Here is a 14,067-nt window from a genome sequence, read left to right on the forward strand (position 1 = left end):
AGCGGTGCGAGGTGTTATCGCCCCGGCACTAGGGCGCCGGTGGCGTCGGCGTCGGAGCCTCGTCCGGCGGCGCGACGGTCGTCGGCGTCGGCGCCGCCGGTGCCTGGGTGAAGGTCTGCGGCGGCTGCGGACCGAACCCGTCGGGGTCGATGACGGTCGTGGACGGGCCGAACGGGATCAGCGGTCCCGGCGGGCCCTCGGTCGTCGTCTCCGACGGCGACGTCGTCGTCGGAGTCGTGGTCGGCGGGGGTGTCGTCGTGGTGGTCGTGGTCGTCGTGGTGGGCGGTGTGGTCGTCGTGTACTCCGGCACGCGGGTCTGGACGTTGGTGCGCGGCACCCAGGTGTAGTTCGGGTCGGGCACGAATCCCGGGGGCACCACCTGCTGTGCGGGGTCGACGGCCGGCGCCTGCGGCTCGGGCTGATAGTTCTGGTTCACCCAGAAAAGTGCGACGAACACCACGATCAGTCCCGCCGTGGAGGTCCGCATCCGTCCGCCGAACAGATAGTTCGGCCAACCTCGGTCCTCGGCGACCCTCTTGAACGAGAACCTCACGCGTCGGTCTCCGCCCGCTCGCCCTTGGGTTCGTGCTCGGCGGCCCTGGCGGGATGCGGAATCGCGGCCACCACCGGCGGCGCGAGCTCACCCGGGGCGACGATGCCGGCGACGCGCAGCGCGCGGACCACCAGCACCCGCATCCGACGGCCCACCTCGAACTGCTTGCCCGGCAGCGTGCGGGCCACCATCCGCAGGTTCACGGTGTCGAGTTCGATGCTCTCCACGCCCATCAGCTGTGGCGGGTCGAGCAGCAGATCCTTGAGCTGCGGGTCGTCGATGGCGTTGCTCGCGACCTCGTGCAGCACATCGTTGACCGCGTTGAGGTCCGCCGAGGTCGGCACCGGGATGTCGATGACGGCGCGGGCCCAATCCTTGGAGAGGTTGACCGTCTTGACGATCTGGCCGTTGGGGATGGTGAACATCTCGCCCTCCGACGAGCGCAGCTTGGTCACGCGCAGCGTGACGTCCTCGACGGTGCCCTCGGCGGGCAGCGCGATCCCGGAGACGGTGAGCGCGACGAGGTCACCGAACCCGTACTGCTTCTCGGTGATGATGAAGAATCCCGACAGCAGGTCCTGGACGAGGCGCTGCGCACCGAAACCGAGCGCGGCGCCGATCACCGCGGCCGGGGCGACCAGGGAGCCGATGGGGATCGCGAGGATGTCGGTGATCTGCACCGCGACCATCACGAACAGCAGCGCGACCGCCAGCCACGAGATCACCGATGCGACGGCCTGCCGGTGCTTGGCGCTCTCGGAGCGCACCAGCTGGTCGCTCTCCTGGTATTCGGCGTCGATGCGGCGCGTGACGCGCTGGGCCGCCCAGTTGATGAAGCGGGCCGCGAGCAGTCCGCCGATCATCAGCAGGGCGATCCGGACACCGCGGTCGAGGATCCAGACCCCGATGTCACCGCGCCAGAAGCCGTGCCAGCGCGAGGCCAGGTCGAATGCGAGCACGGTGGTGTTCAAGGTTATTCGTCGTCGTCTTTCTGGTTGCGCCACCGGATCCCTGCCTCCAGGAACCCGTCGATGTCGCCGTCCAGCACCGCGGCTGGGTTTCCGACCTCGTACTCGGTGCGCAGATCCTTGACCATCTGATAGGGGTGCAGAACGTAGGACCGCATCTGGTTACCCCAGGAACTGCCGCCGTCACCTTTCAGCGCGTCCATCTCGGCACGTTCCTCTAACCGCTTGCGTTCCAACAGCTTTGCCTGCAGCACGCGCATCGCGGAGACCTTGTTCTGCAGCTGACTCTTCTCGTTCTGGCACGTGACGACGATCCCGGTCGGGATGTGGGTCAGGCGCACCGCCGAGTCGGTGGTGTTCACCGACTGGCCACCGGGCCCACTGGAACGGTAGACGTCGACGCGGACGTCACCCTCGGGAATGTCGATGTGGTCGGTGGTCTCGGTGACCGGGAGGACCTCGACCTCGGCGAACGAGGTCTGACGCCGGCCCTGGTTGTCGAACGGGCTGATCCGCACCAGCCGGTGGGTGCCCTGTTCGACCGACAGCGTGCCGTAGGCGAACGGGGCGTGCACCGCGAAGGTGGCGCTCTTGATGCCGGCCTCTTCGGCGTAGGAGGTGTCGTAGACCTCCACGGGGTAGTCGTGCTGTTCGGCCCAGCGGATGTACATCCGCATCAGCATCTCGGCCCAGTCCGCGGCGTCCACTCCCCCGGCGCCGGAACGGATGTTGACCAGCGCCTCGCGCTCGTCGTACTCGCCCGACAGCAGGGTGCGGACCTCCATGGCCTCGATGTCCTCGCGCAGCTTCGCCAGTTCCGCGTCGGCCTCGGCGACCTCTTCCGGCCCGCCCTCTTCGGCGGCGAGCTCGTAGAGCACCGGCAGGTCGTTGAGCCGGCCGCGCAGGCCCTCGATGCGGCGCAGCTCGTTCTGGGCGTGCGACAGGTCGCTGGTCACCTTCTGGGCGCGCGCCTGGTCGTCCCACAGGTTGGGGTCGGACGCGTCGCTTTCGAGCTGTTTGATGCGACCGCGGAGGCCGTCGACGTCAACGACGCGCTCCACAGTGGTGAGCGTCGTGTCGAGGGCGGCGATGTCGGCTTGGCGGTCGGGATCCACGGGAGAACAGGTTACTCACTCCGGCGACGCTGCTGGCTGTCGATGCCCGGACCTGGAATTTCACACCCGCCGTCCCAGAATCCCGTCGAGGTCGATCTTGGCGTTCTAAAGTCGGGTTCGGACCCTCGCCCGGCCGCGTCGCGACAGCCCCTTGCGCGCGCCCGGGCAGCGACAGAAAGCGTGTGCATGCCCGAATTGCGGCCGTACTACGTGGCCATCGTCGGCTCGGGACCCTCCGGGTTCTTCGCCGCCGCCTCATTGTTGAAACACGGTGCCTCCGAAGGGAACCGCGACGTGCGCGTCGACATGCTGGAGATGCTGCCCACCCCGTGGGGGCTGGTGCGCTCCGGCGTCGCCCCCGACCACCCGAAGATCAAATCCATCAGCGCCCAGTTCGACAAGATCGCGCTCGACCCGCGATTCCGGTTCTTCGGCAACCTCGTCGTCGGCGACCATGTGCACCCGGCCGAGCTGGCCGAACGCTACGACGCGGTGGTCTACGCGATCGGCGCGCAGTCCGACCGCGCGCTCGGCATCCCGGGCGAGGATCTGCCGGGCAGCGTGGCCGCCGTCGACTTCGTCGGGTGGTACAACGCGCATCCGCACTTCCAGGAGATGTCGCCGGACGTCTCCGGCGGCCGCGCGGTGGTGGTCGGCAACGGCAACGTCGCCATCGATGTGGCGCGCATTCTGGTCAGCGATCCGGACATCCTCGGCGAGACCGACATCTCCGACCATGCGCTGGAGTCGCTGCAGACCCGTGGTGTGGAGGAAGTGCTGCTCATCGGCAGGCGCGGTCCGCTGCAGGCGCCGTTCACCACCCTGGAACTGCGTGAGCTCGGTGATCTGGAGGCGCTCGGCGACGTCGACGTGATCGTCGACCCGGCGGACTTCGCCGACATCACCGAGGAGGATCTGGAGGCGGCGGGCAAGACGGTCCGCAACAACATCAAGGTGTTACGCGGGTACGCCGAGACCACCCCGAAGGGAGCACGCCGGCGGATCGTGTTCCGGTTCTGCACCTCCCCGATCGAGATCAAGGGCGACGGCAAGGTCGAATCGATCGTGCTGGGCCGCAACGAGCTGGTCCGGGATGCCGACGGGCGGGTCAGCGCCAAGGACACCGGCGAGCGCGAGGAGGTGCCGGCGCAGCTGGTGGTGCGCGCCGTCGGCTACCGCGGCCTGCCGACGCCCGGGCTGCCGTTCGACGAGCGCTCCGGGACGATCCCGCACACCGACGGCCGGGTCGAGGGCAGCCGCAACGAGTACGTCGTGGGCTGGATCAAGCGCGGCCCCACCGGTGTGATCGGCAGCAACAAGAAGGACTCGGCGGACACGGTCGAGACGCTGCTGGCCGACCTCAGCGCCGGCGAGGTCGCCGAGCTCGGTGACGGACACCTGGAGCAGGTGGAGCGTTGGCTACTGGAGCGCCAGCCCAAGCTGGTGACGACCGAGCACTGGAAGCTGATCGACGAGCACGAACGCACGACCGGTCAGGGATCGGGCCGGCCGCGGGTGAAGTTGACGAGCGTGGCGGACCTGCTCCGGATCGGGCACGGCTGACGACGAAGCGGGCGAGGGACGAGCCCGTGAGGAGTCGGCCCATCCAGCACGGCTGACGATCGAGCACGCCTGACGACGAAGCGGGCGAGGGACGAGCCCGTCAGCTGTACGGCGCGGGCGGCGGCGGATCGGCCGGCGGCATCGGCTCGGGTCGCGAACCGAACGCCCACTTCTCCGGGTTGCGCGGGTTGTACATCACGTCGATGAGCTGACCCATCGTCGGCCAGGCGTTCACGTCGACGGCGAGCCGCGCGTAGACGGTGTACTCGTTGACGGTCGGTCCGTTGATCACGCCGGTGATGGTGACGAACTGCTCGCCGCTGACCCCGTCGGGGCGCGGGCTGACCCCGGTGACCAGCAGCGTGCCGGGCGCCCAGTCGGCGCCGGCGCCCCGTCCTCGTCGCAGCAGCGGCCGCGCCAGGAGCACCAGCGCGCCGACGAGCAGCAGGATCATTGCGAGTTCGAACACACGGCCATGGTAGGCATGCGCCTATGAGCACCATCGCCGACGACGTCGCCCTCGCGCTCCGACTGGCCGATCAGGCCGACACGTTGACCATGAACCGCTTCGGCGCGGTCGACCTTCGGGTCGAGACGAAACCGGACCTGACGCCGGCCACCGACGCCGATCTGGACACCGAGAAACTGCTGCGCGCGCAGCTGTCCGATCACCGTCCCGCGGATTCGGTCTTCGGCGAGGAGTTCGGCGGCACCAAGGAGTTCACCGGCAGGCAGTGGGTCCTCGATCCGATCGACGGCACCAAGAACTTCGTCCGCGGCGTGCCGGTGTGGTCGACGCTGATCGCGCTGCTCGACGATGGCGTGCCGGTGGTCGGCGTGGTCAGCGCCCCGGCGCTCGGGCGGCGATGGTGGGCCGGACACGGGCAGGGCGCGTTCACGTCGTTCGGCGACAGCACGCGGCAGATCTCGGTGTCCGGAGTCGGCGATCTCGACTCGGCGAGCCTGTCGTACTCGGATCTGACAACCGGCTGGGACGACAAACGGCCTCGGTTCGTTGAGTTGCTCGACACGGTGTGGCGAGTCCGGGGCTACGGCGACTTCTGGTCCTACTGCCTGGTCGCCGAAGGCGCGGTGGACGTGGCGGTGGAGCCGGAGGTGAAGCTCTGGGACCTCGCGCCGCTCGACATCCTGGTCCGCGAGGCCGGTGGCCGGTTCACGGATCTGTCGAACAACGTGGGCCCGCACGGCGGAAGCGCGGTGGCCACCAACGGATTGCTGCACGACGCGGTGCTCGCCGCGCTGGCGGACTGAGGCTGTTGCCCGCGGCCTTGTGAGTTCGGTAACAGAACGGCCTACCTTACTCATCAGTCAGTTCGCTTACCTTACTCTGGAGTCAGTTGCGCGATCGCGCATCACCGACTCACACGAGGGCCGTTGACAATGACGAACACCAGTCCGTCCAAACGGACCGACCGCGAGAGCGCCGTCGGCCTCCACAAGCACCGCCGGACCGCGGTCGACATCGGGATCGCGCTGCTCACCCCGCTCGTCGGGCAGGAGTTTCTGGACAAGCACAACCTGCGCGATCCGCTCAACCGCGGCATCAAGTACGGCGTCAAGCACGCGTTCTCCGCGGCTGGGGCCGCGACGCGCCAGTTCAAGCGGGTCCAGGGTCTCGGCAAGGCCCCGGTCCGGCTCAAGTCCAGCGGCGCCGACTACTTCGACCTGACCCCCGACGACGACCAGAAGATGATCGTCGAGACGGTCAGCGAGTTCGCCGAGGAGGTGCTGCGGCCCGCCGCCCACGACGCCGACGCCGCCGCGACCTATCCGGCGGACCTCATCGCCAAGGCCGCCGAACTCGGCATCACCGCGATCAACGTCCCCGAGGACTTCGAGGGCATCGCCGAGCATCGCGCCACCGTCACGAACGCACTCGTCGCCGAGGCGCTGGCGTACGGCGACATGGGTCTGGCGCTGCCCATCCTCGCGCCCGCCGGCGTCGCGTCGGCGCTGACGCACTGGGGCAGCGCCGACCAGCAGGCGACCTATCTGAGTGAGTTCGCCGGCGAACACGTCCCGCAGGCCAGCGTCGCGATCGCCGAACCGCATCCGCTGTTCGATCCGACGATGCTCAAGACGACCGCGGTCCGCACCCCCAGCGGGTACCGCCTCGACGGAGTGAAGTCGCTGGTGCCCGCGGCTGCCGATGCCGAGATGTTCATCGTCGGCGCGCAGCTCAACGGCAGGCCCACACTGTTCGTCGTCGAGGCGTCGACCTCCGGCGTGACGATCACGGCGGACCCCAGCATGGGCATCCGTGCGGCCGCGCTGGGCAAGGTCGAACTCCACAACGTCACCGTCCCGCTGAGCGCACGGCTCGGCGAGGACGTTTCCGAAGCCGAGCACGCCCAGACCTATTCGGAGGCCATCGCACTGTCCCGGCTCGGCTGGGCCGCGCTGGCGGTGGGCACCTCGCACGCGATGCTCGACTACGTCATCCCGTACATCAAGGAGCGCACCGCGTTCGGCGAACCCATCGCGCACCGGCAGTCGGTGGCGTTCATGGCCGCCAACATGGCCATCGAACTCGACGGCCTGCGGTTGATCACCTGGCGCGGCGCCGCCCGCGCCGAGCAGGGGCTGTCGTTCGCCCGCGAGGCCGCGCTGGCCAAGAAGCTGGGCACCGACAAGGGCATGCAGATCGGTCTCGACGGCGTGCAGTTGCTCGGCGGCCACGGCTACACCAAGGAACACCCGGTCGAGCGCTGGTACCGCGATCTGCGGGCCATCGGCGTCGCCGAGGGTGTCGTCGTTCTCTAGGAAGGTCTTTCGGACATGGCTATCAACTTGGAAATGCCCAAGAAGCTGCAGGCGGTCATCGAGAAGGGCCACCAGGGTGCCGCAGAGATGCTGCGGCCGATCTCGCGCAAGTACGACCTCGCCGAGCACGCCTACCCGGTCGAACTCGACACGCTGGCCGCGCTGTTCGAGGGCATCACGGACGCCAAGACGATCTCGTTCGCCGGCACCGACGCGTTCCGCGCCGGCGACGGCCCGAAGGAGAACGTCAACGGCGCCAACATGTCCGCGCTGCTGAACGCACTGGAGGTCAGCTGGGGTGACGTCGCCCTGCTGCTGTCGGTGCCGTATCAGGGGCTGGGCAACGCGGCGATGTCCGGGGTCGCCACCGAGGAACAGCTCGAGCGGCTCGGCAAGGTGTGGGCGGCGATGGCCATCACTGAGCCCAGCTTCGGCTCCGACTCGGCGGCGGTGTCGACCACCGCGACCCTCGACGGCGACGAGTACGTCATCAACGGCGAGAAGATCTTCGTCACCGCCGGTTCGCGGGCCAGCCATATCGTGGTGTGGGCGACGCTGGACAAGTCGAAGGGACGCGCGGCGATCAAGTCGTTCATCGTCCCGCGGGAGCATCCCGGCGTCACCGTCGAGCGCCTCGAGCACAAGCTCGGCATCAAGGCCTCCGACACCGCGGTGATCCGGTTCGACAACGCGCGCATCCCGAAGGACAACCTGCTGGGCAGCCCGGACATCGAGGTGGAGAAGGGCTTCGCCGGGGTCATGGAGACGTTCGACGCGACCCGTCCGGTGGTCGCCGCGATGGCCGTCGGAGTGGCCCGGGCAGCGCTCGAGGAGCTCCGCAAGATCCTCACCGACGCCGGCATCGAGATCGACTACGACAAGCCGGCACACGCCCAGAGCGCCGCCGCCGCCGAGTTCCTCCGGATGGAAGCCGACTGGGAGGCCGGTTACCTGCTGACCGTGCGCTCGGCGTGGCAGGCCGACAACCGCATCCCGAACTCCAAGGAAGCGTCGATGGGCAAGGCCAAGGCCGCCCGGGTCGGCAGCGACATCACGTTGAAAGCCGTCGAAATGGCCGGAACCACCGGTTATTCGGAGCAGACACTGTTGGAGAAGTGGGCGCGCGACTCGAAGATCCTCGACATCTTCGAGGGCACCCAGCAGATCCAGCAGCTGGTCGTCGCGCGGCGACTGCTTGGCCTGTCCTCGGCCGAACTGAAATAGACCCGCGTCGCCCCGTCGCCCGCACCGATGTGGGAGGATCGCCGGACGCCGACGTGTGAGGCGGTGCCGCTGGACGAATGAACGCCCGCCCGCCTCAGACGTGGTCGAGGGGGCACCATGGCCGGACCCAGCGGATTCGCCGTCGATCCCGCGCTGAGCGATCTGTACAAGGACCTGCACCGGCATCCCGAACTCGGATTCGGCGAGCACCGGACCGCGGCGATCGTGGCGGATCGGCTGCAGGCGGCCGGCGCCGAGGTGACCACCGGTGTCGGCGGCACCGGTGTCGTGGGTGTCCTCAAGAACGGGGACGGCCCGACGGCGCTGTTGCGGGCGGACATGGATGCACTGCCGATCAGGGAGCAGACCGGCCTCGACTACGCCAGCACCGCCACGGCCACCACAGCCGACGGCGCGACGGTGCCGGTGGCACACGCGTGCGGCCACGACATGCACACCACCTGCCTTCTCGGCGCCGCGACAGCTCTGGCCGCCGACCGGTCGCGCTGGTCGGGCACCGCCCTGCTGGTGTTCCAGCCCGCCGAGGAGCTGGGTGCCGGCGCCCAGGCCATGGTCGACGACGGACTGTTCGACCGGTTCGGACGGCCCGACGTGATCCTGGGCCAGCACGTCGCCCCGCTTCCGGCCGGCAAGATCGCCGGCCACCCCGGTCCGGCGTACGCGGCGTCGGACTCGTTGCGGGTGCGGTTCATCGGCCGCGGGGCGCACGGTTCGATGCCCGAGGCCTCGGTGGACCCGGTCGTGATGGCGTCGGCGGCGGTGATGCGCCTGCAGACGGTGATCTCCCGAGAGGTTCCCAGCATCGCGGTCGCCGTGCTCACGGTCGGGTCGATCCACGCCGGCGATGCCGCCAACGTGATTCCCGGGCACGCCGAGATCCAACTCAACATTCGCAGCTACGACACCGCGGTGCGGCAGCGCATCCTCGACGCCGTCCACCGCATCGTGCGCGCCGAAGCCGCCGCCGCAGGGGCACCCGAGGACCCCGAGATCACGTCGACCGAACACTTCCCCATCGTCACCAACAGCCCCGAGGCGTTGCACCGGACTCTCGACGCCTTCGCGCTGTGGCTGGGCAGGGACAACATCCTGGATCCCGGCGCGGGGGCGGGCAGTGAGGACGTCGGCGTGCTGGCCACCAGTTCCGGTGCGCCGCTGTCGTTCTGGCTTCTCGGTGGCGCCGACCCGGCCCTGTTCACCACCGGCGACCTGAGCGACCCGGCGTTGCTCCGCGTTCCGTCGAACCACTCACCCAAGTACGCGCCCGATCTGCCGCAGACCCTCCCGGTCGGGGTGGGAGCGCTGGTGACCGCGGCGCGGACCTGGTTGCCCGCGGCAGGCTGACAGCGCCGAACGGACCAAAAACCCGGGCAGCGCTTGTTACGGTGCGCTCGTGGAGCATCGCATCACGTGCCCCCTGTGTGAGGCGATGTGCGGCCTTCGGGTCACAGTCGAGCACGGCATCGCGACGTCCGTCCGAGGTAACGCCGACGACGTGTGGTCACGCGGACACCTGTGCCCCAAAGGCGCGTCCCTGCAACAGATCCACCACGATCCGAACCGGCTCCGGCAGCCGTTGGTGCGTACCGCCTCCGGCGAGCACGTGCCGGTGTCGTGGGAGGACGCATTCGCCGAGACCGAGCGGGTGCTGCGTCCTGTCCTCAACCGATACGGCGCCCGTGCGGTCACGGTGTACATCGGCAACCCGGTCGCGCACAACCTCGCATTGGAGACCTATGTCGGCGCGCTGATCGGCATGGCCGACGCTGCCGGGATGCCGGCCTACTACACGCCGGGCACCGTCGACCAGTGGCCGCTGAACGTGGTGAGCGCGCTGCTGTTCGGCGGGATGTGGAATTCGCCGGTTCCCGACCTGGACCGTACCGACCACCTGATGATGCTGGGCGCCAATCCATCTGCGTCGCAGGGATCGATGCTCTCGGCACCCGACATCATGGGACGCCTGGCCGCGATCGGTGCGCGCGGCGGCCGGGTGGTCGTCGTCGACCCGCGCCGGACCCAGACCGCACGACGCGCCTCGGAATGGGTTCCGGTGCGCCCCGGCACCGACGCGCTGCTGTTGTTCGCGATCCTGCACACGCTGGCCGAGCGCGGTGATATCCGCCGCCCGCCACACCTGCGGGGCATGGTCGACGGTCTCGACGACGTGATCGCGTTCGCGGCGGAGTTCTCCCCCGAGCGTGTCGCGGACACCACCGGGATCCCCGCGCCGACGATCCGGCGGCTGGCGGCGGACCTGTCCGCGGCCGAGCGTCCCGTGGTGTACAGCCGGATCGGCGCGTGCACGCAGGAATTCGGCACGCTGGCCACCTGGCTGGTCTTCGTCCTCAACGTGGCACTGGGCAGCGTGGACGCCCCCGGCGGCGCATTGTTCCCGAAAGCCGCGGTGTGGTCGCCGATGTTCATGAAACCGCCGGACCAGGACGGGCCCGGCTGGCGGTTCGGCCGCTTCCACAGCCGGGTGCGCCAGGCGCCCGAGGTGTTGGGCCAGTTCCCGATCAGCGCGCTGGCCGAGGAGATCGACACCCCAGGCGACGGGCAGATCCGTGGCCTGATCACCGTCGCGGGCAACCCGGCGGTCTCGGCACCCGGTGCCGGCCGCCTCGACGCGGCGCTCGGCGGGCTGGACGCGATGGTCTCCGTGGACAACTGGCTCAACGAGACGACCCGGCACGCCCACGTGATCCTGCCGGGCCTGTCCCCGTTGGAACGCCCGCACTGCGACGACCTGTACTGGATGTATTCCCTTGCGTCGTGCGTGAAGTGGTCGGATCCGGTGCTGCCCCCAGCACCGGATCGGCCCGCCGAGTGGGAGCTGATGCTGCGCCTGGCCGGTGCGATGCTCGGCACCCCGGTGCCGGTCGTGGACGTCGCCGCGATGGATGACCTGTACACCCAGGGCATCATCTACACCGCGTGTCAGGCCGCCGACACCCCGCTGTTCGGCCGCGACCCCGCCGAGGTGTTCGGATCACTGAAAGGTGTTGGGCCCGAACGGTTGATCGATCTGGGTATCCGGGTCGGACCGTGGGGCGACGACCTCGGCACCAAGCCTGACGGGCTGACACTCGAAGGCGTGCGCCGTCACCCCGACGGGCTGCGGCTCGGCGAACTCGAACCGGGCCGGCTCGCCGAGGCGCTGACCACGCCGTCGGGACGCATCGAGTTGATGCACTCTCTGCTCGCCGCCGACATCCCGCGGCTGGCAGCCCGGATCGACCGTGGCAGCGACGATCTGGTGTTGACCAGCCGCCGCCATCTGCGCTCCAACAACTCCTGGCTGCACAACGTGTCGTCGCTGATGCGGGGAAAAGACCGTTGCACATTGCTGATCCATCCCGGCGACGCCGAGCGTCTCGACGTCGCCGACGGCCAACCGGTGGAGGTCAGCACCAGCGAGGGGTCGCTCGTCGTCACGGCCGAGGTGAGCGACGAGATGATGCCCGGTGTCGTCTCGCTACCTCACGGATGGGGGCACGGGGTCGCAGGCACTCGGCTCGACGTCGCCAACGCCCACCCCGGGGTTAACAGCAACCTGCTCAATCCCGCTGAGTTGATCGATGTTCCGAGCAACACCCAGGTGGTCAACGGTGTCCCGTGCCGCCTCAGAAGCCGTCGTGCACAACCACCCGGGTCCGCCCGGTGACCCCGCCGCCGAGGATGGTGCCCAGTACGTCGTCGACCTCGCGCACCGACACGTCGCGGGTGATCCGCGCCAGATGCTTCGGCAGCAGCTCGGTTTCGATCTGCGCCCAGGTCTCCCGGCGCGCACCGATCGGCAGCAGAACCGAGTCGATGCCGGCCAGCGTGACGCCGCGCAGGATGAACGGCATGACGGTCGTCGGCAGGTCCGGCGAACCGGCCAGTCCGGAAATGGCCGCGACGCCACCGTATTTCAGCGTGCTCAGCGCATAGGCGAGGGTCTTGCCGCCGACGCAGTCCACGACACCGGCCCAGTGCGCCTTACCGAGCGGACGCAGCTTGTCGTCGGGATCGGGCACCCGGTCGATCACCTCGGCGGCACCGAGCTCACGGAGCAGGTCACGCTCCTGCGACTTGCCGGTGGACGCGACGACCTCGTAGCCCAGCGCGGCGAGCAGGTCCACGCTGATGGAGCCGACTCCGCCGGTCGCCCCAGTCACCAGCACCGGGCCATCTGACGGCGTGACGTCGTGGGTCCGCAGCGCGTTGACGCTCATCGCCGCGGTGAATCCGGCGGTGCCGATCGCGGCGGCGTCGGCCGTGCTCAGGGTCGAGAGCTTGACGAGATAGTCCGCCGGATATCGGGCGGTCTGCGCGTACCCGCCGGCCCGGCCGGTGCCGATGTCCTGCCCGTGCGCCACGACACGGTCACCGACCGTGAAATCCGGTGAGGAGCTCGCCGTCACCGTGCCGGCCACGTCGATCCCGGGAATCAGCGGATATGACCGTGCCACGCCGCCCTTCGGGGTGACCGCCAGCGCGTCTTTGTAGTTCACGCTGGAGTACTCGACGTGGATCTCGACGTCACCGTCGGGCAGCGCGGATTCGTCGAGGACTTCGTGGCGCAGCACGATGCCGCCCTCGGCGTCCTCGTGGGCCACCATCGCATTGAATTGCGTCATGACGGCCACAGTAGCGATCCGAAGCGCCCGCGGTGGCCGCCTGCACAGGACACAACCCTGACCAGGACACGACCCTGAACAAGACACAACAAAGCCCCCGACCGATTCGGCCGGGGGCTTCGTTGGTTCAGCTGTGTCAGCCGAGCAGGTGCGCCTGCAGGTCAGGCTTCATGGCCTGCAGCTCCCGGCCCCAGTACGCCCAGTTGTGCGTACCGTTGTTGGGGAAGTTGAACACACCGTTGCGGCCACCGGCGGCGATGTAGTTGTCCTGGAAGGTCCGGTTGGTGCGGATCGTCAGGCCTTCGAGGAAGGTCGCGGGCAGGTCGCCGCCACCGAGCTCGTTGGGCGTGCCGTTACCGCAGTAGACCCAGATCCGGCTGTTGTTGGCGACCAGGTTCGGGATCTGCACCATCGGGTCGTTGTACTGCCAGGCCGGGTCGGTCTCGGCCGGGCCCCACATGTCGTTGGCCTTGTAGCCGCCGGCGTCACCCATGGAGATGTTGATCAGGCCGGGCCACCAGCCTTCGGACGGGTTCAGGAAGCCCGACATCGAACCGGCGTAGGTGAACTGGCCGGGGTGGTGGGCAGCGAGCACGAGCGCGGAGCCACCGGCCATCGACAGGCCGACGGCGGCGTTGTTGGTGGAGCGGACCTCACGGTTGGCCGCCAGCCACCCGGGCAGCTCCTGGGTCAGGAAGGTCTCCCAGTTGTAGGTGAGGCAGCCGTTCTTGCCGCAGGCGGGCTTGTACCAGTTCGAGTAGAAGCTGGACTGACCGCCGACCGGCATGACCACCGAGATGCCGGAGTCGAGGTACCACTCGAAGGCCTGGGTGTTGATGTCCCAGCCGTTGAAGTCGTCCTGCGCGCGCAGGCCGTCGAGCAGGTACAGCGCCGGCGAGTTCGGGCCGCCGCTCTGGAACTGCACCTTGATGTCGCGCCCCATCGACGGGGACGGGACCATCAGGTACTCGACCGGCAGGCCCGGCCGCGAGAATGCTCCGGCGGTGACCGTTCCTCCGGTGAGGCCGACCAGACCTGGCAGCAGCACCGCGGCGAAGGCGGCGATGCCGAGTCGGCGCGCCCAAGGCCCGCGAATCCTGTCAAGAAGTCTCATACCGTCAATCCATCCATCTTCCGGTACCGCCTGGCGCGGCTTGTCCCTGCGAGCTCCCCGGGGCGACATCCACGCCACGACATCACAGCGATGTCTTCAC

Annotated in this window: 12 protein-coding genes; 6 read left to right on the forward strand and 6 right to left on the reverse strand. The window is 68.9% G+C overall.

The window, feature by feature from the left end; genetic code table 11:
- Positions 1-28: 28 nt before the first annotated feature.
- From NTM_RS26665 to prfB, 3 genes are read right to left on the reverse strand one after another with little or no spacing between them, the layout of a single operon-like run.
- Positions 29-553, reverse strand: coding sequence for an Rv3103c family proline-rich protein (locus NTM_RS26665; RefSeq protein ID WP_104863675.1), 525 nt, complete (start codon positions 551-553; stop codon positions 29-31).
- A complete protein-coding gene (locus NTM_RS26670; protein ID WP_435405113.1) occupies positions 550-1,524 on the reverse strand; it encodes a mechanosensitive ion channel family protein in 975 nt (324 codons plus the stop codon). The genes NTM_RS26665 and NTM_RS26670 overlap by 4 nt, the downstream gene beginning before the upstream one ends.
- Before the next feature lie 2 nt (positions 1,525-1,526).
- On the reverse strand, positions 1,527-2,636 hold the full coding sequence (gene prfB, locus NTM_RS26675; RefSeq protein WP_104863674.1) for a peptide chain release factor 2: 1,110 nt from the start codon (positions 2,634-2,636) through the stop codon (positions 1,527-1,529).
- Between the two features lie 186 nt (positions 2,637-2,822).
- On the opposite strand from prfB, the gene NTM_RS26680 reads away from it, so the two are divergent.
- Positions 2,823-4,199, forward strand: a complete 1,377-nt coding sequence (locus NTM_RS26680) for an FAD-dependent oxidoreductase (protein WP_163769102.1) — start codon at positions 2,823-2,825, stop codon at positions 4,197-4,199.
- A 100-nt stretch (positions 4,200-4,299) separates the two neighbouring features.
- Here the strand turns inward: NTM_RS26680 and NTM_RS26685 are convergent, their stop codons facing one another.
- A complete protein-coding gene (locus NTM_RS26685; RefSeq protein WP_104863672.1) occupies positions 4,300-4,668 on the reverse strand; it encodes a hypothetical protein in 369 nt (122 codons plus the stop codon).
- Positions 4,669-4,691: 23 nt separating this feature from the next.
- On the opposite strand from NTM_RS26685, the gene NTM_RS26690 reads away from it, so the two are divergent.
- The 5 genes from NTM_RS26690 (at position 4,692) to NTM_RS26710 (ending at position 11,895) form a co-directional block, all read left to right on the forward strand.
- Positions 4,692-5,471, forward strand: a complete 780-nt coding sequence (locus NTM_RS26690; RefSeq protein ID WP_104863671.1) for an inositol monophosphatase family protein — start codon at positions 4,692-4,694, stop codon at positions 5,469-5,471.
- A gap of 129 nt (positions 5,472-5,600) precedes the next feature.
- Entirely contained in the window at positions 5,601-6,983 is a 1,383-nt protein-coding gene (locus NTM_RS26695) for an acyl-CoA dehydrogenase family protein (protein ID WP_163769103.1), read from the forward strand.
- A 15-nt stretch (positions 6,984-6,998) separates the two neighbouring features.
- Positions 6,999-8,207, forward strand: a complete 1,209-nt coding sequence (locus NTM_RS26700) for an acyl-CoA dehydrogenase family protein (protein WP_163769104.1) — start codon at positions 6,999-7,001, stop codon at positions 8,205-8,207.
- A 117-nt stretch (positions 8,208-8,324) separates the two neighbouring features.
- Positions 8,325-9,572 (forward strand): amidohydrolase, encoded by a 1,248-nt coding sequence (locus NTM_RS26705; protein WP_163769105.1) that lies wholly within the window; start codon positions 8,325-8,327, stop codon positions 9,570-9,572.
- A gap of 49 nt (positions 9,573-9,621) precedes the next feature.
- Positions 9,622-11,895 (forward strand): molybdopterin-dependent oxidoreductase, encoded by a 2,274-nt coding sequence (locus NTM_RS26710; RefSeq protein ID WP_163769106.1) that lies wholly within the window; start codon positions 9,622-9,624, stop codon positions 11,893-11,895.
- Here the strand turns inward: NTM_RS26710 and NTM_RS26715 are convergent.
- Positions 11,855-12,853, reverse strand: a complete 999-nt coding sequence (locus NTM_RS26715; RefSeq protein ID WP_163769107.1) for an MDR family oxidoreductase — start codon at positions 12,851-12,853, stop codon at positions 11,855-11,857. The genes NTM_RS26710 and NTM_RS26715 overlap by 41 nt on opposite strands.
- A gap of 136 nt (positions 12,854-12,989) precedes the next feature.
- Entirely contained in the window at positions 12,990-13,967 is a 978-nt protein-coding gene (locus NTM_RS26720) for an esterase family protein (protein ID WP_104863666.1), read from the reverse strand.
- Between the last annotated feature and the right edge of the window lie 100 nt (positions 13,968-14,067).

The sequence above is a fragment of the Mycolicibacterium parafortuitum genome, from assembly GCF_010725485.1.
Lineage (GTDB): Bacteria > Actinomycetota > Actinomycetes > Mycobacteriales > Mycobacteriaceae > Mycobacterium.